Here is a 25,171-nt window from a genome sequence, read left to right on the forward strand (position 1 = left end):
CATGCTCGGAGGCAAGCGGGAATCCGACCCGTGGATCGTCGCGGCGGCCGTCGTCCTCGTGGTGCTCGGCCTCCTGAATCTGATTGCGACGGGAATGACAGCGGCCGCCGTTCGCCACGCACTGTTCGCGGCAGTCGGCCTCGTCGTCATGTGCGTGGTCGCCCGCCTGCGGATGAGCTACCTGCGCGCCTTCGGCTGGGCGGTACTCGGCGTCGCCACCGTCTTGTTGGCGGCGGTGCCCTTCGCCGGGATGGCGACCAAGGGTGCCCAGCGCTGGCTCGACTTCGGTGTGATCACCATCCAGCCGTCCGAGCTTGCCAAGCTCGCGCTCGTCCTGGTTCCCGCGGGCATGCTCGCGGCGGGGTTCACGCTGGCTCGATTCCTGGCGACTCTGGCGATCGCCGCCGTGCCCGTGGCGCTCGTCGCACTGCAACCCGACCTGTCCACCGCCGTCGTCCTCGTCGCGACCGCGGGCTTCATGCTCGTCCTCGCCCGGGTCCCGTTGCTTCCCCTGATTCCGTTGTTCGCAGCGGGGATCGTCTCGTTGCCCCTCGCGGTGCTGTTTCTCCGGCCCTATCAGCTCGAGCGCGTCCAAGTGTTTCTGTCGAGCGACGCCGACACGGCCGGGGTTGGATGGGCCGAGTTGCAGGCGAACATCGCGATCGGCAGCGGCGGACTGTGGGGCCTGGCGCGCGACCCGGTGTACGACGTCCGGGCCGAGTACCTTCCCGAATCAGAGCATGACCTGGCGTTCGCCAGCCTGGTGTACGGATGGGGCCTTGTCGCCGGTCTCGCCGTTGTGGTGGCGACGTCGGTCATCGTGTGGCGGGCTGTGCTCGCCGCGCGAACCGCGCGAACCCGGGAGGCCGCCCTCGTCGCGGCCGGCATCGGGGCTCTGTTCGGGTTCCACGCGCTGGTGTCGATCGGCGCGAGCCTCTCCCTGCTGCCCCACGCCGGGATGCCGATTCCGCTGTTCAGCTACGGGGGAACCGCGTCGATCGTCGGGTTCGCCGCCATCGGACTGGTGCTCGCCGTGCGGAGAGACGGTGTCGCGCGGCCGCTGTGGGCGTCGGAGCCGCGCCGGCGCCGTCGTCCTCGTGGTCTGTCTGCAGGCGCGCTCACACTGACCGCGTCCCTTGTCGCGATGTCGGTGTTCGCGTGGCAGTTGCAGCACGATCGGGGTACGGAGTTCCGGGCGATGAGCGACCAGCAGATCATGCGCTGCATTCGCCTGCCTGCTGAGCGAGGACTCATCCTGGACCGCAACGGTGTTCCTCTCGTGGAGAACGTGGCGGAGTACACCGTTGCGGTGGTCCCCCAGATGTTCGACGAGAACGGCGACGGCGCTCGGAGTCGGCTCGCCGCGCTGCTCGCCACGTCTCCGGACGCGTTGACGGAACTGATCGGAGGACGTGGAGAAGGGGAGTCACACGTCGTCGTGGGCAAGATCCCACCCGATCAGGCCCGACGCGTCGTGGACGCCCACCTTCCCGGGGTCCTCGTGGTGCCGTCCGGTCGCAGGCACTACCCGCACGGCGCCGTGCTCGGCTCCGTCCTCGGGCACGTCGGTGTCGCCGACCCCGACGACATGGAACGCTGGCCGCACCTCGCGCTCGGTTCACGGGTCGGCAAGGCGGGGCTCGAGAAGCAGTACGACGCGCTGCTCCGCGGCAGCGACGGCAAGCAGTGCATGTACGTCAGTCCCTCCGGGCGTCCGGTTGCGACGGGCGAGCGGGTGGACCCGATGCGGGGTCACGACCTGCGACTGCACCTCGACCTCGGCATGCACATCCTGGCCACCGACGCGCTCGCGGAGGCGGTGCGCACCAGCAAGGGCGACCTCGGTGCTGCGGTCGTGATGGACGCCCGCACCGGCGCCGTCTTGGCGCTTGCCAGCGTCCCCGGCGCCGACAACAACGTGTACGGGCCCCCGGCCGACCTCGTCGCGCTGGCGGACCAGGCCCAGGCCCCTGGGCCGAGTCGGTTGGTGAACAACGCAACCCAGACCGCTGTACCGCCCGGCTCGACCTTCAAAATCGTGGTCGCGGCGGCGAACACCCAGTACCCGGTGCTGGCGCCGGAGACCGTGATCGACACCGGCGCGTCCTACACCTACGGAGGGCACACCTTCGGGAACTGGAAACCGATGGGCCCGAACAATTTGATCGGGGCAATCCAGTGGTCCGACAACGTCTACTTCTACAAGCTCGGCGAACTCCTCGGTCCCGAGAAGATGGCGGACGTCGCGGGGCAACTCGGAGTCGGCCGACGATCCGGGATCGACCTGCCCGGCGAGGCCGAGGGATTCCTGGGAACGCCAGAGAACGTCGGAAGCATCGGGGCCACCTGGTATCCCGGATCGACCCTGCTGATGGGCATCGGTCAGGGCACCGTCAGCGCGACCCCGCTGCAGGTGGCGCGATGGACGTCGGGCATCGCCACGGGCGCGGTGGTGACACCCCAGCTCGCGGCGGCGTACGGGACGACCGACACCGTCCCGATTCCGACGGCGGCACCGCTACGGTTGCCCTTCGCGGATCGACTTGGACCAGTACGAGCGGGGATGCGTGCCTCCGCGTCGGCCGGCACGGCCGGTCAACTCGCCGATCTTCCGGTGCCGGCCGGTGCCAAGACCGGGACGGCCGAGGATCCGTCGGCGCCGGGGGAAGGTCTCAATGCATGGTTCTCCGCCGTGGCGCCGATCGATGCTCCGGAAATCGTGGTGTCGGTGTTGGTCCGTGGGGGCGGTTTCGGGTCGGCAACTGCGGGGCCCGTGGTGAAGAAGCTCCTCGAGCGTTACTTCCCGCGACCGCCCGGCGTGGCGCCGACGCGGTGATCAGCTGCTGTACGCGGCAAGCACCTCAGGGTGATCCAAACATGCCGTAGCGCCTTCGGCGACGCAGGTGAGTGGGCGCTCGGCAGTCTTCACCGGGAACCCGAAGGACTGTTCGAGCATTTGCGACAGACCATGCAGCATCGACCCACCGCCGATTGCGAGCAGCCCTTCCGACATCACGTCACCGATCGCCTGCGCGGGAAGGTCCTCCAGACACGCGGTCAGTGTCTGGACGATGCTCGTCGTGGTCGGCCGCAAGGCATCGACGATTTCCTGGATCTCGAGGGTGACCAGTCGGGCACGGCCGGTCACGGCGTCGAGGCCCTCCACAACGAGCGACTGTCCTTCGGCGGTGTCGGGCGCGCCCAGCTTCGCCCGCTCGGCGGTGAGCTCGCCGACGATGGCATTGCGCTCCGCCCGTAGATAGTGGTGCAGTGCGTCGGTGAGTTCATCCCCTGCGAGTCGGCAACTGCGGTGGGAGAGAATGCCACCGAAACAGAACGCGGTGATCTCCGAAGTGCCGCCACCGAAATCGACTACGAGGTGGGCACGCGGTTCGAGCGGGTTGATCCCGCAGCCGAGTGCACCCGCGACCGGCCCCGGTATCAAAGCGACCTTGCGCAGACCAGCCTCGTGTCCGACCTCGAGCAGTGCGCGACGCTCGAGCGGGGTGGCGCCCGCGGGAACCGCGATGACGCCCTTCGGCCGTAGGCCGTATCGCCTGGCCGGGGCGGCGCGCTTGACGACGGCCGCGACGAATGTCCCGGCCGACTCCAGATCCACGATCACACCGTCGCGAATCGGACGAACCGGGGTGATTCCGATGGGAGCGCGGCCGACGAGGCTCCGCGCGTCCGTGCCGATCGCCAGAGCCCTGTTGGGGTCCTTGGTTCGAATCAGCATGAACGATGGCTCGTTCAAGACGATGCCGTCCTCGGGGGTCCCGACGACAGTGTTGGCAGTTCCGAGATCGATACCGAGTCCACTCACGTCGGCCTCCGAAAGGGATTTCAGCGAGACCATATCGATGGTACGGAGCGGCGGCGTCATTCGGAAGGCATCCGTGCCGCCAAAGTTGCCGTAACCCCTTTTTGCGCAACACGTTGCAGTGATCATGACCGACCAGTGGGGAAGCCCCCGAACGGCCGCAGTGTAGTTCGTCAGTGCCTGGTTGGTGGCACGCTCACGGGACGCCGTCATCGTTGGGTGAGGTGCCGTCGTCTCGGTCGGTCCTGGGTCCCGGGGATCGGCGCCGGCCCTTCAGTTCGGCCTCTCTGCGGGCGCGTGTACGTGCGAGAGCCTTGGCGAGCAGTTCGTCGAGGTGGTGCCGGTGGTTGACCCGCGGACTCCGGTCCGGGTCGATGTGGGGCGGCGCGATGCAGTGGGTGCGGCCGCGGTACTTTCCGCCATCCGGTGTGTTGGCCGTCTGCCAGCCGCCGGGGCCGTCGTGGATGAGGGCGTGGCACGGGTCGCACGCCAGGTCAAGGATCTCGATGTCGGTGGCGCCGCCGTCGTCCGGTCCCTTCGTGTGGTTGCTCTTCCAACCCTTGACGTGGTGGACGGCGGTCATGCTCGACGGCGCATCGCAGCCCGGGCGGGTGCAACCGTGCGGTGCGGCGATCAACGCGAGGCGTTGATCGCCGCTGGCGAGGCGTTTGTTCCTACCCAGGTGCAGCGGGCGGCCGCTGTGGTCGAAAATGCACAGCACGGGTGTGCAAACTCCGCCTTGCGGAGCGCATCCCGAATCGGAAGCATCCCACCGGACGCGTTGGTGGCGACCCCGGTGGCCTTCGCGAGGCTGTCGCGGTCCGTCGTCGGAGAATCGGCGTCGCCGGTAGGGGAGGTGGGGTCGTCCGGGTTGTTCATCCCGGGCCGGGCGTACTTCGCGAGCAGCGGCTCGAGCAACGCGCGTGCCTCGGGGTCGAGTAACCCGGATACCGGCGTCATGAGATCCGCGTTCTGCCTGCCAATCCGGAAACTGCGTTGCCGCTTGCGGTCTCGGTCGTCGGTGAGGCCGCCGTCCGGGTTGAGGTAGGCCAGCAACTGCTGGCCGGCGGCGACGGCGTCAGGGGTGGACGAGCGGGCAGGCTCGGCAAGTACCTGCTCGGGCGCGTCCACCTTCTCGGCCTCGACGGCCCGGGGGACCTTTCGCAGCACCTGTCGAATCGCGTCCACGTGGTCCGGTCCGACGGCCCCGTCCCGTTGCGCGGCAGCGGTGGCGGGCAGATCGGCGGGCAGGGGAGCGCCGCCCAGGTGGCGTCGAGTGCGGTCAGGTGCTCGGACACCGTCCCGACTTCGCCGAATCCGTTGCTCGAATCCATGTACGAATTGTATCGAGGGGTACCGGCATGTGGCTGCGTGACCGGGCAGGCGGGTACCGGGGCGCAGTTCGACGAGGCGGTGGGTCGCTGATTCGTCGGGCCGGTGGCGGGGGGCCTATCCGTGCACCCGGATCTGCTGCATCATGTCGTGCGGCGGCGGCACCGGCGCACCCGGTCCGGCGGAGGCCGACGGTGCGTGCAGCCAGCCGAGGGCGGCGATCGAGCCTGTCACCCCGAAGAATCCGCGTCGTGAGAGTTGCATCGTCGAACTCCTTGGTCGCGTGACGACGTCATGGGATCCAACTCGTGTGGACGCTACCCGAGCGGTGGACATGACACGCCGCTGTTGAGCACAACCCGATGAGCCGCAGCGCAGGTCTACACCGAGACCCTCGGGATGACACTGAAGTTCCGTGACGGCGTGGCCTTGACGTGTCCGCCCGCATCCGATTGATTGGATCCATGCAGTTCGCCGCACCGGCTGAGCAGTATGACCGCTTCATGGGGCGCTACACACCGACCCTCGCGGCCGCGCTCGTCGATGCCGCCGGCGTGTCACCGGGCAGCCGGGTGTGCGATGTCGGCTGCGGGCCCGGCGGCCTGGCCCGGGAACTCGTCGCGCGGGTGGGCGCCACGCACGTCGCCGCGATCGATCCGGCGCCGCAGTTCGTCGAGGCCTGCCGGGAGCGTAACCCTGGTGCCGACGTCCGCGAAGGCGTCGCCGAGCACTTGCCCTGGGCCAGCGGAGAATTCGACGCCGCCCTGTCCTGCCTCGTGCTCGGGTTCATGAGTGATCCCGCCCGGGGTGTGCGCGAGATGGCGCGGGTGACGCGACCGGGTGGCACCGTCGCCGCCTGCATGTGGGACACCGCCACCGGCGGCATGACGATGCTGCGCGTGTTCTGGACCGCGGTGCGTCAGACCGACACCGAGGTCGTCGGTGAATCCGCGATGGCGGGCACTGCGGCAGGCGACATCGCGGAGCGCTTTCGCCGTGCCGGACTGACCGAGGTGGTCGGCGGTGCCCTCACGGCCCGGGCGGACTACGCCGGCTTCGACGACTTCTGGGAGCCGTTCACGTTCGCGGTCGGCCCTGCCGGCCAGTACCTGCAGTCCCTTGGGAGTGGGCGGCAGGCGGGCGTGCGCGAGGCGTGCCGAGCGGCGCTCCCGTCCGGGGCGTTCTCGCTCGACGCCCGCGCCTGGTATGCCCGGGCGACGGTCCCGCAGTCGCGGTGACCGGGGACGCAGAGGGAACGGCGTCCTGACCGTCGTCCGGCTCTGCCCCGGCCGTTATACGCTTCGCCTCATGCGTGGTGAGTACAAGGTTCCCGGTGGCAAGCTCGTGGCGGTCGATGTCGACGTCGACGACGGGCGCCTGTCGCGGGTGTCGCTGTCCGGTGACTTCTTCCTCGAGCCGGACGAGGCGCTCGACGACATCGTCGCCTCGGTGATCGGGATGTCCGCCACCGCCGACGCCGCGAAGCTGGGACATGCGATCTCCGGGGCGCTCGGCGACGACGTGTCGATGATCGGCTTCACCCCGGAGTCTGTCGGTATCGCGATCCGCCGCGCCCTCGGCCACGCGACGAGCTGGCACGACCACACCTTCGAGGTGATCGAGCCGGTGGTGCTGGACCCGGCGACGCACGTCGCGCTCGACGAGGTGATCACCCGTGAGGTGGCCGCCGGCGACCGCGGGCCGACGCTGCGGTTCTGGGACTGGGACGCGCCGCTGGTGGTGCTCGGCTCCTTCCAGTCGGTGCGCAACGAGGTCGACGAGGAGGCCGCTGCCCGGCACGGCATCGGCATCGTTCGGCGCATCTCCGGCGGCGGCGCGATGTTCATGGAGCCCGGCAACTGCATCACCTACTCGCTGTCGGTGCCCACCTCGCTGGTCGACGGCCTGAGTTTCGAGCAGTCGTACGAGTTCCTCGACCGGTGGGTGATGGGTGCGCTCGCCGACGTCGGCATCAACGCCCGCTACGTTCCGCTCAACGACATCGCCTCCGACAAGGGCAAGATCGCCGGGGCCGCGCAGAAGCGCTTCGCCGCCGGCGCGGTGCTGCACCACGTGACGATGGCGTACGACATCGACGCCGACAAGATGACCGAGGTGCTGCGCATCGGTCGGGAGAAGATCTCCGACAAGGGAACCACCAGTTCCGGCAAGCGGGTCGACCCGATGCGCTCGCAGACCGGAATGGAGCGCGACGCCATCATCGCCGCGTTCCTCGCGCACTTCCGCGCCCGCTACGACACCCGGGACAGCACGTACACCGACGCGGAACTGGCCGCGGCACGCGAGTCGGTCGGCTCCAAGTTCCGCACCCCGGAGTGGACCTACCGCGTGCCGTGACCACGTTCTCGGGCAACGACGGTAAGGGAAGGCCGGCGTCGGCGGTGCGACTCAGGGGAGGGGCCTGACTACAGCTCCCGGAGGTCGCCGAGGTCGGCCGAGAGCCAGTGCTCGGGCCGCATGTACACCGCGACCTGGCCGCCGTAGGCCTCGGTCGCCTTCAGGTACGGGTCGACTTTGTCCGCCGGGAGATAGCGGGCAGCCATCTCGCGGTTCATCTCGTCGGTCACCGCAGTGATCCGGGTGACCGGACCCTCCACGCTCACGTACCGGACGGTGGGTTCGGCCTGCTGCACCATCAGGCTGAATCGGCCGGCCTCCCTGATGTGGCGGATCTTCTGCGATTCAGGGCCGGTCAGTACCCACGCCTCGGTCCCCGGTGCGTACTGGTACCAGATGGGGACGGTCAGTGGGCCGCGGCCGGGGGCCGCCACTGCAAGCGCGGCGATACGCGGCTGCGCGAGGAACTGTTGACGCTCATCCGGTGACAGCGGCATGTCGTCCAGGCTAACGCGTCAAAGGCGTTGTCCGCGAGAAACTACGGACCGCGCCGAGACAGTGGCGGGCTCCATGTCCTCGTTGCCGGAGGACCTGCGGTACCTCAGATCAGTTGCGAGGCACGTTCGGCCATCATCACGCAGCCAAGGTAGGTGTTGCCCGCAGGCAGCACTGGCATCGCCGAGGCGTCCACGACCCGCAGGCCCTCGACCCCGCGGACGCGGCAGCGTGCGTCGAGGACGGCGTTCGGTTCTCCGTCCGGACCCATCGCGCACGTACCGCCCAGGTGTGCGTAGCTGATCACGCCGCCGTCGACCAGGCCGGCCGCGGCGCCTTCGGCGCTCAGGTCGGCCATCGGCTGGACGCGGGTGGCGCCGAGCTCCGCGAACGGCCCGGTCGACTCCAGTGCGGCGATGCGACCGAGGATCCAGTCGAGGCGTTCCAGGTCGTGCGATGTCAACGCCGGCATCGCCACATCCGGTTCGGCGTCAGGATCGACCGAGGAGATCCGGACCGTTCCCCGCCCGGTGACATCGAGCAGGTACGGGACGACCGAGAAGTACGCGCCGTCGGCGGTCGGTTCGCCGATCGGCAGGTTCAGAACGTGGAAGTCGATGGTGTCCGACTGCGGCGTACGGCCCACCCACACCGGCTGGACCGGACCGCCGCGCAGCGGACTGCCGCCCGCGTGGTGGTAGAGAAGTGGGAACCCGAGGTGATCCTGGAGGTTCGCCCCGACCCCAGGGATGTCGGCGACGACGGGGATACCGAGGCCCTCGAGCAGATCCCTCGGGCCGATGCCCGACCGCTGCAGTAGTGCGGGTGAACCGGTTGCGCCGGAGCTGACGACGATCTCGCCGGCGGACAGTTCCCGGCCCTCGGCGGTGAGGACACCTCTCGCCCGGCCCCCCTCCACGACGACCCTGTCCACGGTTACCCCGGTCTCAACGGTCAGGTTCGGTCGCGACCGGACCTCCCGGGTCAGGTACGCCCGGCTCACGGTCAGCCGCTCGCCGTCCTCGGACACCGTCAGCGGGAAGATCCCGACGCCCGGGAGCTGCCGGGGGTTGTTGACGTCGTCGGCCCACGGCACGTCGAGATCCCGCAGTCCTGCGAGGAACGCCCGCTGGGATTCGGTCTGTTGGTCGGGGGTGGAGCGGCGTACGACGAGTGGCCCGTCGGAGCCGTGCAGCTCCGATGCGCCGCAGTCCAAGTCGTTCTCCATGGCGCGGAACGTCGCAAGGACGTCGGGCCAGCTCCACCCGTCGAGCCCCCGCGCGGCCCACGCGTCGTAGTCGGCCGGCTGGCCGCGCATCGTGGCGAGGTAGTTCACGGCCGACGTGCCGCCCAGGACGCGCCCGCGCACCATCTGGACCGTGGTGTGCCCGGCCTGCATCGGGAACGCCCGAGCGAAAGGCGTTCCGGCCCATACGTCCCCCGCCGAGGCGGGCCGCAGAACTGAGTCGTCGTACGCCGAATCGTCCGGGCCCTGCTCCAGTAGCAGCACGCGCCGATCCGGGTCCTCGGACAGCCGTGCGGCCAGTACCGCACCGCTGGTGCCCCCGCCTACGACGATCACATCCGCGTCCATCGCCACCCTGTCTCGACTCGCTCGCCCATTGCCTCACATTGCGTGACTCGGTCACATTACCGGCCGCCGTGTGATCGGGGTCACCGGGACGTGTTCGTGCATCGAATCCGCTACGCCGTCGCGACGGCCGGGCCGATGAAGATGCCCTCGGCCTCGACGGTCACGCCGCCCGCATCCGAGAGTGTTCCGGTGACAACGGTTTTGCGGCCCTCGTTGCGGGTGATGCGGGCCTCGGCGCGCAGCGGGCCCAGTGGGGTGCCGCGGCGGTACCGCAGGGTCAGCGTGCCGGTGAACCGCGGTTCGATCGAACTGGCGGTGGTGCCGAGCAGGTGGTCGAGCACCAGCGCGCAGATCCCGCCGTGCACGAGTCCGGGCGGGCCCTCGTAGGCGGCTCCGAGGGTCACCTCCGTCCAGTGCAGTCCGGAGGCGTCGGACTCGACGCTGAGCGGGGGAGCGAGCGCGTTGCGCAGCCCGATCCCGGCGTTGCCCCACGCGAACGACTCGCCGCCGGTGGTGAACCGCAGGCCGAACGCGCCGTCGAGCTGCTTGGCGCGCAGCTTCGCCGCCGCGGCGGCGACCTCCGCGTGCACCTCGCGGATGACGGACTCGTCGACCTCGGTGCGGATGGTGGCGTCGACGAGCTCGCGGACCGCCTCGGTGAGCGGGCCGTACAACGACCGGCGCCGGTCGAGTTCTGAGCTGTCGATGTCTTCTCGGGTGAACTTCACCCTGCGATCGTGAAGGATTCGTGCCGACTTTCGCCGACGATTCGTTTCAGGACCCGCTGTGCTCCACGACACATCGCGGCGTGAGGTGTGCGACGGTGGACCCATGATCGAGGCCATCGAGAACCTGCCCGACGGCACCCTGGGATTTCGGGCGACCGGCACCGTGACCGCGCAGGACTACCGCGACGTCCTCGACCCGGCGATCGACGCGAAGATCGCCGCCGACGAGAAGGTCAATCTCGTCTACGTCCTCGGCGACGACCTGAGTCGCTACACCGCGGGCGCACTCTGGCAGGACGCCGAACTCGAGAGCCGGCCCCGGCGCAGCTGGGGCCGCATCGGACTGGTCACCGATCACGAGTGGATCGGCAAGGCGATTCACCTGATCAGCTTCCTGATGCCCTGTGAGGTGCGGTCTTTCGCCCTCGCCGACGAGTCGGCGGCGATCGAGTGGGTCTCGCAGGGGCAGTGACCGGGAGCGATCTTCCTGACTCCCCGAGTCAGGGCAGGTCCAGCAGCGCCCGGCACCGCCGCAGCAGCGCCGCCCGCAGCGGCGCCGCCCGCTCGGCCAGCGCCGACTGCGCCCGCACGTAGTCCGCCCGCCCCGACGCCGTCTCGATCGGCACCGGCTCGTAGCCCAGCGCACTGAGGTCGTACGGACTGGCGCGCATGTCGAGTTCGCGTGCGGCGACGGCCAGTTCGAAGCAGTCGACGGTCAGTTCGGAGTCGACCAGCGGCGCCAGCTTGTACGCCCACTTGTAGAGGTCCATGCCGGCGTGCAGGCAGCCCGGCTGCTCGCGGGCCGCCTGGTCCTCGCGTCGCAGCGGGATCTCGTTGCGCGGCACCGCGTCGTCGGTGAAGAAGCGGAACGCGTCGAAGTGCGTGCACCGCAGGTTCATCGACTCGACCACCGCGTCGGTGCCGCCCGGCCCGAGCCGCAGCGGGGTGCCCGAGTGCCGTACCGCCTCGTCGCCGCCGCGGTAGACCATCGCCCACTCGTGCAGGCCGAAACAGCCCAGCTGCGCCGGCCGGGACGCGGTCGCGTCCAACAGCCGGGCGGTGAACTCGAGCATCGAGCGTCGCTGTGTGAGTACCGTCGGGTCGACCCCGGCCGCAGACCGCTCGGACACAGATCCCTCGGGCGCGTCGACCCGGCGGTAGCCCGAGTACTCCCAGTACTCGCGGGCGGCGTCGCCCTCGAGCCGCACCCCGAACCCCGGATGCCACCGGCGCAGCTGCGCCGGCCGCAGGCTGTAGTAGGTGAACAGGAAGTCCAGCACCGGGTGGGCGTCCCCGCGTGTGCGGCGCTCGAGGTGCGGGCCGATCAGCGCGTCCACCCGGGCCCGGTGCGCCTCGCGGCGCCCGGTCCAGTCCTCCTCGGTGAGCGCCACCGGCGCGCCCAGTGCGGGCGCGCCGGTGGCCCACGATGCCGATGGCGGCGCCCGACGCGTCGACCACCAGGCCGAGGTGGCTGCTGGCCCGGCGCAGCGTCGAGAGCGCCTCGTCCAGCGGGGTCTGCACCGGCAGCTCCGGCAGCGCGCGCACGTCCGAGCGCGGGATCACCGTGTCCGGGCCGGCCTCCTCGTCGAGCACCTGGTCGAGCACGTCCTTGAGGTGCAGGTAGCCGGCCACGGTGCCGTCGGGCAGCACCGCCGGGTACCGCGAGTAGCCGGTCTCGGTGACCGCCTGCTCGACCGCGCCCAGGGTGGTGCCGCGCTCGGTCAACGGCACGCTGCGCACCTTGTCCAGCGGGATCAGCACGTCCGCGACGGTGCGGCCGGCGGTGTGCAGCGCCTGCGTGAGCCGGCGGTGCTCCTCCTTGTCGATCAGCCCCTCCGAGCGGGACTCGCCGATCATCTCGGCGAGCTCGAGCGCGGAGACGGTGCTGTCGAGCTCGTCCTTGGGCTCGACGCGCAGCAGGCGCAGCGACGCGTTGGCGGCGTAGTTGTAGAACGCGATCAGCGGCTTGGCCAACCGGATGAAGGCCAGGTGCGCCGGGACCAGCAGCATCGCGCTGCGCTCCGGCCCCGCGATCGCGATGTTCTTCGGCACCATCTCGCCGAGCAGGATGTGCAGCACCACCACCACCGCCAGCGCGATGCCGAACGCGATGGGGTGCAGCAGGTCGGCGGGCACCCCGAGCGCCTCCATCGGCACCTCGATCAGGTGCGCGATCGCCGGCTCGCCCACCCGGCCGAGCAGGATCGAGCAGATGGTGATGCCGAGCTGCGCGCCCGCGAGCATCAGCGAGAGGTTCTCGCCGGCCCGGATCACCGTGCGCGCGCGCTTCTTGCCCTGTGCCTCGAGCGCCTCGAGCCGGTCGCGGCGCGCGGAGATCAGTGCGAACTCGGCGGCGACGAAGAAGGCGTTGCCGGCCAGCAGCAGGACCGCGAGCAGGACCGCGAACAGGTCACTCATCGTCGTCGCCTTCCTGGTGAGTGGGGTGCGGTGGCCGCTGCGCGATCGTCTCCGCGGGCAGCGGGGTCAGCAGTACGCGGTCGATGCGGCGGCCGTCCATCGCGGACACCGCGGCGACCCAGCCGCCGGCGACGTCGGGTCGGCCCTCCCCGATCGGATTGGGCAGCACCACCTCGTCGCCCACCTCCGGGATCCGGCCGAGGTGCGCGAGCACCAGGCCGCCCAGGGTGTCGTACTCGCCCTCGGGGGCGATGTAGCCGGTGGCCTGACGGACCTCGTCGATCCGCAGCAGTCCCGCACAGATCCAGCTGTCGCCGCTGCGCTGTACCTCGATCTCCGGGTCGTCGTGCTCGTCGCGGACGTCGCCGACGATCTCCTCGATCAGGTCCTCCATGGTGACCATGCCGGCGGTGCCGCCGTACTCGTCGACGACGAGTGCCACCTGCATGCCGTCGGCGCGTACACGCTCCATCACGGAGTCGCCGTCCAGGCTGGAGGGCACGATCGGGACCTTGCGCGCCAGGTTCACCAGCGGGGTGGTGGACCGGCCCGCGGCCGGAATGGTGAAGGCGCGCTTGACGTGCACCACGCCGATCGTGTCGTCGAGGTCGCCGTCGACGATCGGGAACCGCGAGAAGCCGGTGCGCGACGCCGCGTCGATCAGGTCGGCCACGGTGTCGGTGCTCTCGAGGGTCTCGACCTTGACCCGCGGCGTCATCAGCTCCTCCGCGGTGCGTTCGCCGAACCGCAACGAGCGGTCCACCAGCAGCGCGGTCGCCGGGTCGAGCGAGCCGCGCCGGGCGCTGGTGCGCACCAGCGAGCCCAGCTCCTGGGGGGAGCGGGCCGAGCGCAACTCCTCGGCGGGCTCGATGCCGAGCCGGCGGACCACCCAGTTGGCGGATCCGTTGAGACCGTTGATCGCCCACTTGAAGACAGTGGAGAAGCCGGCATGCAGTCCGGCGGTGGCGCGCGCGGTGCTCAGCGGCCGGGCGATGGCCAGGTTCTTCGGGACCAGCTCGCCGTAGACCATCGACAGCGAGGTGGCCAGGATCAGCGCGAGGGCCAGGGAGATGCCGCCCGCCGCGGACTCGGGAACCCGCAGGAACCGCAGGAGCGGGTTGATGAAGGTCGCGAGCACCGGTTCGGCGAGGTAACCGGTGATCAGGGTGGTGATGGTGATGCCGAGCTGGGCGCCGGAGAGCTGGAAGGAGAGCGTCCGGTGCGCGTGCTGCACCTGCTTGGCGCGGCGGTCGCCGTCACGGGCGTGCGCGTCGACGGTGCTCCGCTCGAGCGCGGTCAGCGAGAACTCGGCGGCCACGAAGAGTGCGGTGCCGGCGGTCAGCGCCAGGAAGCCCAGAACGCTGAGGACTGTGAGTGCGGTCTGCATGGATCATCGCCCCCGGACGGGGGCAGGGAACGAGATGGTGCCGCCGGGTTTGTCGCCCGGCTCGGTAGAAGAGCCCTCCGAAGTGGAACTCTCGTCGCCGGACTCGGCCGAGTCGGCGATGTCGGTAGTGGGTGCCTCAGGCACCGTGGTCCTTCCTGTCGTGCCCGGGTGAGGCGGATCGGGTGATCCGCCTCGCCGTCCCCGCCGCTGCTTTCGGGTGCCGATCGGGCTGTCGAAAACTGCTGGTGGATACGGTCAAACCGGGCGCATGAGTTGCGTCAGCCCAGCCATTCTACCGGGACCGGGCGCGAGGACGCCCGCCGCCGCACGCCCGAGTCGCGCAGGTCACCAACCCGCGGGCAGCGGACGCCCCTCGGCGAACCCGGCCGCCGACTGCACCCCCAGGACGGCACGCTCGTGCAGTTCCTCGAGGGTCCGGGCGCCCGTGTAGGTGCAGGTGCTGCGGACTCCCGCGCAGATGTGGTCGATCAGGTCCTCGACTCCGGGCCGGTCCGGGTCCAGCCGCATGCGGGAGCTGGAGATGCCCTCCTCGAAAAGTCCCTTGCGGGCGCGGTCGAAGGCGCCGTCGGCCGCGGTGCGGGCGGCGACGGCCCGCTTCGAGGCCATCCCGAAGCTCTCCTTGTAGGCGTTGCCCACCTCGTCGACGTGCAGGTCCCCGGGCGACTCGTAGGTGCCGGCGAACCAGGACCCGATCATCACGTTGGACGCACCGGCGGCCAGCGCCAGCGCCACGTCGCGGGGGTGGCGCACCCCGCCGTCGGCCCACACGTGCGCGCCGAGCTCGCGGGCCGCGGCGGCGCACTCGGCGACCGCGGAGAACTGCGGCCGGCCGACGCCGGTCATCATCCGGGTGGTGCACATCGCGCCGGGGCCCACCCCGACCTTGACGATGTCCGCGCCCGCGGCCACCAGGTCCCGGGTCCCCGCCGCCGAGACCACGTTGCCCGCGGCCAGCGGCACCCCGAGGTCGAGGGCGGCGACCGAGGCCAGGGCGTCGAGCATCTTCTGCTGGTGCCCGTGCGCGGTGTCCATCACCAGCAGGTCCGCGCCGGCGACGACGAGCGCGGCGGCCTTCGCGGCGACGTCGCCGTTGATGCCGACCGCGGCCGCGACCCGTAGCCGACCGTTCGCGTCCACCGCCGGCTGGTAGATGCCGGCGCGGATGGTCCCGGTTCGGGTGAGCACCCCGGCGAGGGTGCCGTCCGCCTCGACGACGACCACGATCGGGTCGTGCCGGGACTCGAACACCTCGAACACCTCACGCGGCGACGCGGTCACCGGCGCGGTCGCGAAGTCGGTGGCGGCGACGGCGCGCAGCCGGGCGAACCGGTCCACGTCGGCGCACGCGGCCTCGGTCACCACGCCGACGGGACGGCCGTTCTCGACGACGACCACGGCGCCGTGCGCCCGCTTGTGCAGCAGCGCGAGCGCGTCGGACACCGAGTCGTCGGGGCCCAGAGTCACCGGGGTGTCCGCCACCAGGTGCCGGCTCTTGACGAAGCTCACGGTCTCGGCGACCGCGGAGGCCGGGATGTCCTGCGGGATCACCACGATGCCGCCGCGACGGGCGACGGTCTCGGCCATCCGGCGGCCCGCGACCGCGGTCATGTTGGCCACGACGAGGGGGATGGTGGTGCCGGAGCCGTCGAAACTACGCAGGTCCACGTCGAATCGCGACGTCACCTCGGTGCGGTTCGGCACCAGGAAGACGTCGTCGTAGGTCAGGTCGTAGGGCGGCTGCTGGTCGTCGAGGAAGCGCACAAGTCAGGACGCTACCGGGTCCGGGGCGCTCGTGCGCGGGCTCGACTGGGCCTGCGCGCGGGACAACGCGACGGTGGTGACCAGCATGACCGCGACCGCCACCACGATGACCACCAGGCCCGGGCCCGCCACCCGCAGACGCTCGCCCAGGACCGCGAACCCCAGAAAGGCGGCGACGAGGGGCTCGGCGATGGTGATCGCCGGCAACGACGCCGCCAGCGGGCCCGCGTGGAACGCGCGTTGCTGCAGGTAGAAGCCGGCGATCCCGGACGCGGCCAGCGCCCACAGCGGCCAGTGCGTGAGCACCGTCGCCGGGCCCTGGTCGAGGAGCCCGAGCACCGGTTTGGTCAGCGCCACCGCGACGCCGTACAGCGCGCCGCTGGCGAAGCCGAGCAGCAGTGCCCGCGGGCCGGCGGCGATCGGGGTCGCGGTCGCGGCGACGGCCGCCGCGCACAGCCCCACCACGAGTCCCAGCGGCACCAGCCAGTGCCCGAACGTCGCGTCCTCGACGCCCTCGGTCGGGTTCCCGACCACCAGGATCACCGCCAGCGAGACGGCCAGCGCGGCGGCGGCCACCCAGGTGCGGGCCGTCATCCGGGTGCCCGCGAACCGGGCCGAGAGCGGCAGCGCGAACAGCAGCGTCGCGACGATCAGCGGCTGGACCACCAGCACCGAGCCGAGCCCGAGCGCGATCACCTGGAAGACGTAGCCGCCGAGGTCGCCGAGCAGGCCCGCCCACCAGCGGGGTTTGCGGATCAGCTCGCTCAGCAGCGCGCCGTCCTCGGCGACGTCGGCGGCGGCGCTCTGCTGCGCCACCGAGCCGCAGGCGAACAGCAGTGCCCCCACCAGCGCGCAGGCGACGGCGAGCAGGGGCAGGTCGGTCATGTCTGTCAGCGTCCTCCGCGGCGCCGATGTCCGGGGGTTGCCGCGCCGGACCCGCGGCGAGATCCGCCGCGGACGGTGGTCGCACCGGGACGCTGTCGACGCTCGCGCGAGCCCGGGCCCCGCGGGGCGGCGGGCGGCGCGGTCACCGGTTCGGCGACCGGGACGGGGACGCCGCTCGGTGCCGCGGCACCGGTGAGCGCGACGAGTTCGCGGCTGCCGGGCCGGACCTCGACGCCCACCAGGTCGACGCCCGCCTTGCGGGTCAGCCGCGTGACCGCGTCGCGTTCGTCCTCGGTCACCAGGGTCACCACGGTCCCGGACTCGCCGGCCCGGCCGGTGCGCCCCGCGCGGTGCAGGTAGTCCTTGGCCTCGGACGGCGGGTCGACGTGCACCACCAGGGAGATGTCGTCGACGTGGATGCCGCGGGCGGCGACGTCGGTGGCGACGAGCACCGGCGTCTCGCCGTCCGCGAAGGCGGCCAGCGTGCGGGTGCGCAGGTTCTGGGTCTTGCCGCCGTGCAGGGCGCCGGCCACCACCCCGACCGACCGCAGCTGCTCGGCGACCTCGTCCACGCCCTCCTTGGTGCGCACGAACATGATCGTCCGGCCGGTGCGGGAGGCGATCTCCGCGACCACGGCCTGCTTGTCGGCGCGGGCGACGAAGAGCATGTGGTGTTCGGTGGTGGCGACGGGGGCGACCGCCGACGCGGTGGAGTGCAGCACCGGCTCGCGCAGGTACCGGCGGACCAGTTCGTCCACCTCGCCGTCGAGGGTGGCCGAGAACAGCAGGCGCTGACCGTCTTTCGCGGTCCGGTCCAGCAGCGTGGTGACCTGGGGGAGGAAACCGATGGCGGCCATGTGGTCGGCCTCGTCGACGGTGGTCACCCGCACGTCCTCGAGCGACACGGCGCCCTGGTCGAGCAGGTCGGCCAGCCGGCCCGGGGTGGCGACCAACAGGTCCACCCCGCGGGCGAGGCGCTCGGCCTGCTTCTTGGTGGGCACCCCGCCGAACACACAGGCCAGCCGCAGCCCGAGCGAGAGCGCCGACTCGTCGAGCGCCTTCTCGATCTGCGCGGCCAACTCGCGGGTCGGCGCGAGGACCAGCCCGCGGGGACGCTTCGGCTTGCTGGGGGCGCCGGCGAGCCGGACCAGCATCGGCAGGCCGAACGCCAGCGTCTTGCCGGAACCGGTGGGGCCGCGGCCGAGCACGTCGCGGCCGGCGAGCACGTCGGGGATCGCCGCGGTCTGGATCGGGAAGGGCGCGGTGATCTTCTCCCGGTTCAGTGACTGCACCAGCAGCGGCGGCAGGCCGAGGTCGGCGAACGTGGGCCCGGTCGTGGCGGGAGTGGACATGACGCGGTTGCCTCCGATGATCTTCTCCGCCCCGCGGCGCCCACACGGATCCGTGCGGCGCACGCCGGGCGCATGCAGTGAGGTTACCGCCCGCCGGGGGCGGGGACGGCATCGTCGGTGGGGGTCGGACCCGCCGGCCGGGGATGGATTTGTTCATCCCGAGGGTGCCTGGTCGCGGTGGCGGGCTGGGCCGACGCTGAGGTGGTACCGCATCGCGCGGGCAACCCACCCACCACCGCCACTGGAGGACCTCCGATGGAAACCGGCTACATCCCCGTGCTTCTCCTGCTCGCCATCCTGGTCCTCGTCGCGGCCGGACGCCTGGTGTGGCACCACCGGACGCGACGGCTCGCGGACCACGAGTACCCCGAGTGGTCGCGGCTGGACACCTTCACCTATCTCGGGCCGTGACCTACGGTCGGCGCCCGCCGGCCGGCCTGGTGCCGACCACCACCGTGGCGCCGAGGTCGTCGCAGCGGACCACCTGGGTGGTCAGCCCGCCGCGGCCGAACACGTCGACGGTGCGCGCCGACTGACGTTCGCTGGTCTCGATCAGCAGGTGACCGCCCGGTGCCAACCACTCGGCGGCGCCCGCCGCCACCCGGCGCTGGACGTCGAGGCCGTCCGCGCCGCCGTCCAGCGCGACCGTCGGCTCGTGCAGTCGGGCCTCCGGCGGCATCGTCCCGATCGCCTCGGTGGGGACGTAGGGCGCATTCGCGACCAGGAGGTCGACGCGTCCGCGCAGGCCGGGCGGCAGCGGGTCGTACAGGTCGCCCTCGACGGCGTGGCCGCCCAGCGGACCGACGTTGCGGCGGGCGCACCGCGCGGCGGCGGCGTCGATGTCCGCGGCATACAACTCGGCGGTCGCGAGCGCGGCGGCAAGCGCGACCCCGACCGCCCCGGACCCGCAGCACAGGTCCACGATCACCGGCCGCGACGGGGCGAGCGCGGCGGCCGCGCGGACGAGCAGTTCGGTGCGCCGGCGGGGCACGAACACCCCGGGGTCGACGGCCACCCGCAGCCCGCAGAACTCCGCCCAGCCGAGGACGTGTTCGAGGGGCAGCCCGCCGACGCGGCGGTCGACCATCTCGGCGAGATGGTCTGGGGTCGAGGCGGCGTCGACGAGCAGTCGGGCCTCGTCCTCGGCGAAGACACAGCCGGCGGAGCGGAGGGTCGAGACGACGGTGGGGAGCGGCGGGACGACGGCATGGACTGCCGGTGACACAGGAGTCGACATGAGGAGCCTTTCGGGGATACCGAACGGGGCTCTCGCGGTCACCTGAGAGGTGTGGACCGTTCTGGAGAGAGCACCCGACCTGTCATTGCGGTAATGGGTCTCACCTCCTCGGTCGTGTGCCGGTGGCCGGCGGCGCCGGGCGTGTGCTGCGCGGCATCCGGGACGTTACACCCGGGCTCGCCTGGTGTCGCCGGGTTTTCGCGGTCGGGTATCGGTGTTGCCAGTCGGAAACGGATGCACCGTCGGGTGGGCGGCGCGTACCGGCTGCCGGTGTGTCGCGGCGTCCCGGCGTGCCACACGGTGTCTGATGAACCCGGACGGTGGAGTCATCCACCTTCAGTGGGGAGGACGTGCAGTGCGCACCGAGTTTCGGTTGCCCGGTTACGGCGGCGCCGCGCTGTTCCTGCGTAGTCATGTGGTCCCGCCGCGCACGCTGGGGACCGACGGGCAGAGGCTCGTCTTCGACGTCGGATTCCTCAGTCCCGACCGGTTAATCTGGTACCTGGCGCTGCCCGCCGGTGACGGCTTCGCCGAACGCCTGGCCACGTTCCTGTTCCGGGCCGCCGCCGACTTCCACCCGGAGAACTCCCTGCAGACCTTCTCCGACCTGGAGATGGGACTGACGATCTCCGTCCGGACCAGCACCGACTCCCGGGTGGAACTGGAGGTCACGCTGGTCGAGGAGGCCGACGCGGCCGTCGACGACTCGGACGGGCTCAACTTCGAGACCAGCCGAGTGGTGCTGGCGAGTTCGGCCCAGGCCGCATCGGTGCTCGTCGGCGGCAGCGTCGCCGCGTTCGACATGGAGTTCTGAACGATGGCGATGGAGTTCTGACGATGGCGCATCTCTTCGAGGTCCTCGGCTTCCCGGACGGCAGTCGGATGACCAACGTGTGGAACAACACGTGGGCCGACGAGGCTCGCGGCGACGAGGTGGCGTCGGGGCATTTCGTCGAGCTGGGCGCGGACCAGGACGTGGGCGTCGAGTCCGACTTCCTGAGCAGTCACCTGCCGTTCAACGTGGCCGGCCTCGGCGGGCTGTTCCCAGACGGCAAGCCCTGGATGTTCGTCATGCAGAAGGCGTCCGCGGCCGGCACACCCGGGTTGCTCGGTGAGGTCGACCCGCACGGGGTGCTGCGCGGCTCTCTCGACCGTGCCCCTGCCTTCAATCCCGAGGCCGTCGCGGTACACGAGTTCCGTTGGAGTCACAGGGATCTCGTGACCGTGTACGAGGAAGACGGCGTCCCGCCCGGCTCGGTCGACCGGTGGTCCGTCGCGGACCTGCTTCGGGGGATCTTGGCGCAGTGCTGCGACGTGCCGTTCTCCGATCTGGTCGCCGGGTATCCCGACTGTGCTTACGGCGATGCGCTGCACCCGTGTGAATCCGACGTCTTCGACGACGCGTTCGCGGCGTGGGGGAGGCGGCTGGGCTGAGTGGTCGGGCACTGTCCGCCAATCCCTCCCGGCGATCCGCGACGTCTTCTAACATCGCGCAAATGGACGTGACTTATGAGGGGACCAAGAGGGAAGTCGCAACCGACCGGGGGGTGCTGCGGTACCACGAGGCGGGGGAGGGGCCCCCGTTGATCCTGTTGCACGGCTCGGGGATCGGCGTCAGTGGCTGGCGAAACTACCGCGGAAACCTGGACGTGTTCGCGGAGCACTTCCACTGCTACATCCTCGAGTTTCCCGGATTCGGCGTGAGCGATCCCGTCGACGGGCATCCGGTGCTGACGGCGGGCTCGGCGGTGATCCGCTTCATGAACGCGCTGGGCATCGAGTCGGCCGCGATGGTCGGGAATTCGATGGGCGGCGTGGTCGGGGTCAACCTGGCCATGAGGCATCCCGAGCGGGTGAGCAGGCTCGTCGCCATCGGCGGGGTGGGTCCGAACATCTTCAGTCAGAACCCGAGCGAGGGAACGCGGCTGTTGCAGGAGTTCGCGGACGGGCCCAGCCGCGACAAGTTGGTTCGCTGGCTCGAGTGCATGGTCTACGACCGTGCCGTGATCACCGAGGACCGGATCGAGGAACGCTGGGAGAGCGCCACCGACCCGGCGTCCCACAAGACGCTCGCGGCGATGTACGGCTCCAAGGCATTTGCCGCGCAGCAGCAGGCGATGGCGAACTCGGACGCGCCGCCGTACTGGTCGACGATGCACAAGGTGCAGTGCCCGACCCTGCTGACGTGGGGCCTCGACGACCGTCAGTGCCCGCCGGACATGCCGATGATCCCGATGCGGCTCATGCCCAACGCCGAGCTGCACGTGTTTCCGAACTGCGGACACTGGGTGATGGTCGAGGCGAAGGAGGCATTCGAGCGGGTGGCCCTGGAGTTCCTGCTCCGGTGAGCCCGCTCACTTCCCTCGCCACACGGGTTTGCGCTTCGCGAGGAAGGCGCTCATGCCTTCCTGTGCGTCGCAGGTGACGGCGTTGGCGGCCATCGTCTCGCTCATCAGCTTGTAGGCCTCGTCCTGGGGGACGTCGATCTGGCGGTAGAACGCCTGCTTGCCGATCTGGAGGGTCAGCGGGCTGGCGTCGGAGATCCTCGCGGCCAGCGTTCGGGTCTGCGTGTCCAGTTGGTCGGGTTCGACGACGAGGTTGACCAGACCCCAGTCGGCGGCCGTGTGGGCGTCGACGGTCTCCCCGGTGAGCAGCATCTGCATCGCCCGTTTGCGGCCGACCGCGCGGCTGAGCGCGACCATGGGCGTCGAGCAGAACAGTCCGATCCGCACGCCCGGTGTCCCGAACACCGCGGTCGACGCGGAGACAACCAGGTCGCACGACGCCGCCAGTTGGCAGCCGGCGGCGATCGCCGGACCCTGGACGGCGGCGATCACCGGCTGCGGTATCTGCTGCACGGTGTTCATCATCTCGGTGCACACGTCGAAGACCGCCCGCTCGTCGTCGAGGGTGCGGTCGATCATCTCGGACAGGTCGTGGSCGGCGGAGAACGCCGGCCCGTCCGCGGTGATCACGACGACCCGGACCGACTCGTTCGTGGCGAACTCGCGCAGCGCCGCGGTCACCTGACGCATCGCGGAGGTGGACAACGGGTTTCGCTGCCCGGGCCGGCTCAGCGTGACGGTGCCGATCCCGGCATCCGTGTCGATCTCGGTCCTGACGGCGTCGTCGTTCACCACACACCTCCATGTGTCCGCAATGTGTCCGCGCACCGCCGACACTACCGCCGGGGGCCGACGGAGGCGGTGCTCGCCTCGCCGGTTGTCGTGGCGCGGCCGAAACATGTCGGTGGCCGGGTGCACCATGAATCTCGAACGTATCTTCGACCGTGGTTCTGGGAGGACGATCATGTGCGACATCTGCAACGGAAAGACGCCCAGCCAGGTGCGGCGCGATCTCGAGCGCACCATCGAGCAGTACGGATGGGCCCTGCAGTACGTGGAGTCGGCGGTGGACGAACGCGGGGTGCACCCGGCGTTCTGCTACACGGTGGGATTGACCGCACTGGGGCGTGCCGAGCTGGTGATCACCGGCCGGGTGGCGGAACAGTCCGCGGAGGTCCTCGACGACCTGGCCGAACGGATATGGGAGGGCAGCGAATTCGTCGCGGGTGAGCGGGTGAGCGCGGGTGGGCTGGACCTGTGCATGGTGCCGGTCCGCGAATGCGAGGGCTGGCTGCTGACCGCCAAGCGCCTGTACGGCGACGTCACGGCCGTGCAGGCGGTGTGGGCGGACTGTGAGGGCCGGCTGCCGTGGGAGGGTGCGATCGACTCGACCATCGTCCAACCCCTGCTCGGCCCGCCGCCGGGTGGCCGGATCGCGTCCTGAGTCGGGCCATTCGGCCACGGGTGATTCCGGGGCCGGGAGCAGCGCCGAGCGGCGCTGCTCCCGGGTACCTCGGACTACGGCGTGGTGACTACGCCTCGACCTCGGAGCGGTCGCCGCTCCAGAGGGTGTGGAACTTGCCCGGACGATCGGTGCGCTCGTAGGTGTGCGCGCCGAAGAAGTCACGCTGGCCCTGGGTGAGGGCGGCGGGCAGGCGCTCGGCACGCAGGCCGTCGTAGTACGAGAGGGAGGAGGCGAACCCGGGCACCGGGATGCCCAGCATCGTCGCGGTCGCCACCACCCGGCGCCAGCTGTCGATGCCGGTCTCGATGGCCTCGCGGAAGTACGGGGCCAGGATCAGGCTCGGCAGCGTCGCGTCCGCGTCGTAGGCCTCCTTGATCCGGTTGAGGAACTGCGCCCGGATGATGCAGCCGCCGCGCCAGATGGTGGCGAGGTCGGCCGGCTTCAGGTCCCAGTTGTACTCGGCGCTGCCGGCGGCGATCTGGTCGAAGCCCTGGGCGTACGCGACGATCTTCGACGCGTAGAGGGCCGCGCGGATGTCCTCGGTGAACTGGGCGACGTCGGTCGGCTTGTCGCCGAGGGTGCCGGCCGCCAGGCCCTGCGCCTGCGCGGCCGCACGCTGGGTCCGCGAGCCGGACAGCGCGCGGGCGAAGACGGCCTCGGCGATGCCGGTGACCGGGACACCCAGGTCGAGCGCGGACTTGACCGTCCAGCGGCCGGTGCCCTTCTGCTCGGCGGCGTCGACGATCACGTCCACCAGCGGCTGACCGGTCTTGGCGTCCTTCTGACGGAGCACCTCGGCGGTGATCTCGATCAGGTAGGACTCGAGGGTCCCGGCGTTCCACTCGGTGAACACGTCGGCGACCTCGCCGGCGTCGAGGCCCAGCGCGTCGCGGAAGAGGTTGTAGGCCTCGCCGATGAGCTGCATGTCGGCGTACTCGATGCCGTTGTGCACCATCTTGACGAAGTGTCCGGCGCCGTCGGGGCCGATGTGGGTGCAGCAGGGGGTGCCGTCGACGACCGCGGCCACCGACTCGAGCAGCGGTCCGAGGGACTCGTAGGACTCCTTCGGTCCGCCGGGCATGATCGACGGGCCGTTGAGCGCGCCCTCCTCGCCGCCTGAGATGCCGGCGCCGACGAAGTGCAGGCCGCGCTCGCGCAGCGACGCCTCGCGTCGAATCGTGTCCGTGTACAAGGCGTTTCCGCCGTCGATGATGATGTCGCCGGTCTCCATCGCGGCGGCCAGTTCCTCGATCACCGCGTCGGTGGCCTCGCCGGCCTTGACCATGATGAGCACGCGGCGCGGCTTCTGCAGCGCGGCGACGAACTCCTCGACGGTCTCGGTGCGGACGAAGTCACCGTCGCCGCCGTGTTCGGCGATCAGCGCGTCGGTCTTGGCGACGCTGCGGTTGTGCAGTGCCACCGTGTGGCCGTGACGGGCGAAGTTGCGGGCGATGTTCGAGCCCATCACCGCGAGTCCGGTGACGCCGATCTGGGCGCGGGCTGTCGAGGAGTTGTTGTCGGTCATGGGCTACAGCTTTCCCTGCCCGTCGCGTGAACGAAAGTTGAGGTCTCGTCGTGTGAAATGCGCGGGCCGTTCACGCGTGTGGTGGACGGCGCCCACACACGCGACAGCGCCGCCGCCTGCACTGGGCAGACGGCGGCGCTGTCGGTGTTGCTGAAGTCAGGCTTCGGGGTCAGCGATCACGCTGCGGGCCGTCGAATCCGTCGTACGAGCGACGCTCGGTGCGGCTGCGGAAGCCGCCCGACTGACCGGCGCCGGCACCCGCGCCGCTGCGGTCGTTGTTGCCGCGGTAGCCGCCCTCGGTGCGCTGCGGGCGGTCGCCGTAGGAACGGTTCTCGCTGTTGCCGCGGTAGCCGCCTTCGGACCGCTGGGGGCGGTCGCTGTTGCCGCGGTAGCCGCCCTCGGTGCGCTGCGGGCGGTCGCCGTAGGAACGGTTCTCGCTGTTGCC

At 70.7% G+C, this 25,171-nt stretch carries 24 protein-coding genes and 2 pseudogenes; 9 read left to right on the top strand and 17 right to left on the bottom strand.

Going from position 1 to position 25,171, the window contains the following annotated elements:
* Nucleotide 1 precedes the first annotated feature (1 nt).
* The gene (locus tag AC1DWC_RS23430; protein WP_477911903.1) at nucleotides 2-2,836 is read left to right on the top strand and encodes an FtsW/RodA/SpoVE family cell cycle protein; all 2,835 of its coding nucleotides are present in this window, start codon (nucleotides 2-4) and stop codon (nucleotides 2,834-2,836) included.
* Here the strand turns inward: AC1DWC_RS23430 and AC1DWC_RS23435 are convergent, their stop codons facing one another.
* The 4 genes from AC1DWC_RS23435 to AC1DWC_RS23450 form a co-directional block, all read right to left on the bottom strand.
* On the bottom strand, nucleotides 2,837-3,826 hold the full coding sequence (locus AC1DWC_RS23435; RefSeq protein ID WP_477911945.1) for a rod shape-determining protein: 990 nt from the start codon (nucleotides 3,824-3,826) through the stop codon (nucleotides 2,837-2,839).
* Between the two features lie 193 nt (nucleotides 3,827-4,019).
* Nucleotides 4,020-4,406, bottom strand: coding sequence for a hypothetical protein (locus tag AC1DWC_RS23440; RefSeq protein WP_477911905.1), 387 nt, complete (start codon nucleotides 4,404-4,406; stop codon nucleotides 4,020-4,022).
* Between the two features lie 50 nt (nucleotides 4,407-4,456).
* Complete coding sequence (locus tag AC1DWC_RS23445; protein WP_477911947.1) at nucleotides 4,457-5,224, bottom strand: DUF222 domain-containing protein; 768 nt, start codon at nucleotides 5,222-5,224, stop codon at nucleotides 4,457-4,459.
* A 48-nt stretch (nucleotides 5,225-5,272) separates the two neighbouring features.
* On the bottom strand, nucleotides 5,273-5,419 hold the full coding sequence (locus AC1DWC_RS23450) for a hypothetical protein (protein ID WP_477911907.1): 147 nt from the start codon (nucleotides 5,417-5,419) through the stop codon (nucleotides 5,273-5,275).
* Nucleotides 5,420-5,619: 200 nt separating this feature from the next.
* On the opposite strand from AC1DWC_RS23450, the gene AC1DWC_RS23455 reads away from it, so the two are divergent.
* Together AC1DWC_RS23455 and AC1DWC_RS23460 are read left to right on the top strand one after the other, a co-directional pair.
* Nucleotides 5,620-6,393: a class I SAM-dependent methyltransferase gene (locus AC1DWC_RS23455; protein ID WP_477911909.1), complete on the top strand. Its 774-nt coding sequence runs from the start codon at nucleotides 5,620-5,622 to the stop codon at nucleotides 6,391-6,393.
* 70 nt (nucleotides 6,394-6,463) lie between these two features.
* Entirely contained in the window at nucleotides 6,464-7,513 is a 1,050-nt protein-coding gene (locus tag AC1DWC_RS23460; protein ID WP_477911911.1) for a lipoate--protein ligase family protein, read from the top strand.
* A gap of 68 nt (nucleotides 7,514-7,581) precedes the next feature.
* On the opposite strand, the gene AC1DWC_RS23465 is transcribed toward AC1DWC_RS23460, so the two are convergent.
* The 3 genes from AC1DWC_RS23465 to AC1DWC_RS23475 all read right to left on the bottom strand — a co-directional run bounded on the left by AC1DWC_RS23465 (nucleotide 7,582) and on the right by AC1DWC_RS23475 (nucleotide 10,330).
* The gene (locus AC1DWC_RS23465; RefSeq protein ID WP_477911913.1) at nucleotides 7,582-8,010 is read right to left on the bottom strand and encodes a pyridoxamine 5'-phosphate oxidase family protein; all 429 of its coding nucleotides are present in this window, start codon (nucleotides 8,008-8,010) and stop codon (nucleotides 7,582-7,584) included.
* A 104-nt stretch (nucleotides 8,011-8,114) separates the two neighbouring features.
* Nucleotides 8,115-9,602: a GMC family oxidoreductase gene (locus AC1DWC_RS23470; RefSeq protein ID WP_477911915.1), complete on the bottom strand. Its 1,488-nt coding sequence runs from the start codon at nucleotides 9,600-9,602 to the stop codon at nucleotides 8,115-8,117.
* A gap of 110 nt (nucleotides 9,603-9,712) precedes the next feature.
* On the bottom strand, nucleotides 9,713-10,330 hold the full coding sequence (locus tag AC1DWC_RS23475; protein ID WP_477911917.1) for a PaaI family thioesterase: 618 nt from the start codon (nucleotides 10,328-10,330) through the stop codon (nucleotides 9,713-9,715).
* Nucleotides 10,331-10,433: 103 nt separating this feature from the next.
* Between AC1DWC_RS23475 and AC1DWC_RS23480 the strand changes: the two genes are divergently transcribed.
* Nucleotides 10,434-10,802: a SpoIIAA family protein gene (locus AC1DWC_RS23480; protein ID WP_477839467.1), complete on the top strand. Its 369-nt coding sequence runs from the start codon at nucleotides 10,434-10,436 to the stop codon at nucleotides 10,800-10,802.
* A 28-nt stretch (nucleotides 10,803-10,830) separates the two neighbouring features.
* Here the strand turns inward: AC1DWC_RS23480 and AC1DWC_RS23485 are convergent, their stop codons facing one another.
* From AC1DWC_RS23485 to AC1DWC_RS23510, 6 genes and pseudogenes are all read right to left on the bottom strand, one after another.
* Nucleotides 10,831-11,721: a 3-methyladenine DNA glycosylase gene (locus tag AC1DWC_RS23485; RefSeq protein ID WP_477911919.1), complete on the bottom strand. Its 891-nt coding sequence runs from the start codon at nucleotides 11,719-11,721 to the stop codon at nucleotides 10,831-10,833.
* 31 nt (nucleotides 11,722-11,752) lie between these two features.
* Nucleotides 11,753-12,748 (bottom strand): annotated as a pseudogene (locus tag AC1DWC_RS23490) (hemolysin family protein); the annotation flags it as partial.
* Nucleotides 12,741-14,135, bottom strand: a complete 1,395-nt coding sequence (locus tag AC1DWC_RS23495; protein WP_477911921.1) for a hemolysin family protein — start codon at nucleotides 14,133-14,135, stop codon at nucleotides 12,741-12,743. The pseudogene AC1DWC_RS23490 and the gene AC1DWC_RS23495, both read right to left, overlap by 8 nt.
* Nucleotides 14,136-14,480: 345 nt before the next feature.
* Nucleotides 14,481-15,917, bottom strand: coding sequence for a GMP reductase (gene guaB1 / locus AC1DWC_RS23500; protein WP_477911923.1), 1,437 nt, complete (start codon nucleotides 15,915-15,917; stop codon nucleotides 14,481-14,483).
* 3 nt (nucleotides 15,918-15,920) lie between these two features.
* Complete coding sequence (locus AC1DWC_RS23505; protein ID WP_477911925.1) at nucleotides 15,921-16,802, bottom strand: DMT family transporter; 882 nt, start codon at nucleotides 16,800-16,802, stop codon at nucleotides 15,921-15,923.
* Nucleotides 16,803-16,807: 5 nt separating this feature from the next.
* Nucleotides 16,808-18,154, bottom strand: coding sequence for a DEAD/DEAH box helicase (locus AC1DWC_RS23510; RefSeq protein WP_477911927.1), 1,347 nt, complete (start codon nucleotides 18,152-18,154; stop codon nucleotides 16,808-16,810).
* Nucleotides 18,155-18,409: 255 nt separating this feature from the next.
* Here AC1DWC_RS23510 and AC1DWC_RS23515 point away from each other — a divergent pair, with 255 nt between their 5' ends.
* On the top strand, nucleotides 18,410-18,565 hold the full coding sequence (locus AC1DWC_RS23515) for a hypothetical protein (RefSeq protein WP_477911929.1): 156 nt from the start codon (nucleotides 18,410-18,412) through the stop codon (nucleotides 18,563-18,565).
* A gap of 1 nt (nucleotide 18,566) precedes the next feature.
* On the opposite strand, the gene AC1DWC_RS23520 is transcribed toward AC1DWC_RS23515, so the two are convergent.
* Nucleotides 18,567-19,391, bottom strand: a complete 825-nt coding sequence (locus AC1DWC_RS23520) for a putative protein N(5)-glutamine methyltransferase (protein WP_477911931.1) — start codon at nucleotides 19,389-19,391, stop codon at nucleotides 18,567-18,569.
* Between the two features lie 355 nt (nucleotides 19,392-19,746).
* On the opposite strand from AC1DWC_RS23520, the gene AC1DWC_RS23525 reads away from it, so the two are divergent.
* The 3 genes from AC1DWC_RS23525 to AC1DWC_RS23535 all read left to right on the top strand — a co-directional run bounded on the left by AC1DWC_RS23525 (nucleotide 19,747) and on the right by AC1DWC_RS23535 (nucleotide 21,739).
* Entirely contained in the window at nucleotides 19,747-20,205 is a 459-nt protein-coding gene (locus tag AC1DWC_RS23525) for a hypothetical protein (RefSeq protein WP_477911933.1), read from the top strand.
* 23 nt (nucleotides 20,206-20,228) lie between these two features.
* On the top strand, nucleotides 20,229-20,825 hold the full coding sequence (locus AC1DWC_RS23530) for a hypothetical protein (protein ID WP_477911935.1): 597 nt from the start codon (nucleotides 20,229-20,231) through the stop codon (nucleotides 20,823-20,825).
* A gap of 62 nt (nucleotides 20,826-20,887) precedes the next feature.
* Entirely contained in the window at nucleotides 20,888-21,739 is an 852-nt protein-coding gene (locus AC1DWC_RS23535; RefSeq protein WP_477911937.1) for an alpha/beta fold hydrolase, read from the top strand.
* 6 nt (nucleotides 21,740-21,745) lie between these two features.
* On the opposite strand, the gene AC1DWC_RS23540 is transcribed toward AC1DWC_RS23535, so the two are convergent.
* Nucleotides 21,746-22,528 carry an enoyl-CoA hydratase gene (locus AC1DWC_RS23540; protein ID WP_477911939.1) on the bottom strand — a complete coding sequence of 261 codons (783 nt, stop codon included), beginning with the start codon at nucleotides 22,526-22,528 and terminating at the stop codon, nucleotides 21,746-21,748.
* A gap of 172 nt (nucleotides 22,529-22,700) precedes the next feature.
* On the opposite strand from AC1DWC_RS23540, the gene AC1DWC_RS23545 reads away from it, so the two are divergent.
* Entirely contained in the window at nucleotides 22,701-23,180 is a 480-nt protein-coding gene (locus AC1DWC_RS23545) for a DUF4262 domain-containing protein (RefSeq protein ID WP_477911941.1), read from the top strand.
* 88 nt (nucleotides 23,181-23,268) lie between these two features.
* On the opposite strand, the gene gndA is transcribed toward AC1DWC_RS23545, so the two are convergent.
* On the bottom strand, nucleotides 23,269-24,726 hold the full coding sequence (gene gndA / locus AC1DWC_RS23550) for an NADP-dependent phosphogluconate dehydrogenase (protein ID WP_477911943.1): 1,458 nt from the start codon (nucleotides 24,724-24,726) through the stop codon (nucleotides 23,269-23,271).
* A gap of 169 nt (nucleotides 24,727-24,895) precedes the next feature.
* Nucleotides 24,896-25,171, bottom strand: a pseudogene (locus AC1DWC_RS23555) (DEAD/DEAH box helicase); the annotation flags it as partial.

It is taken from the genome of Rhodococcus sp. P4_C10 (genome assembly GCF_056402135.1).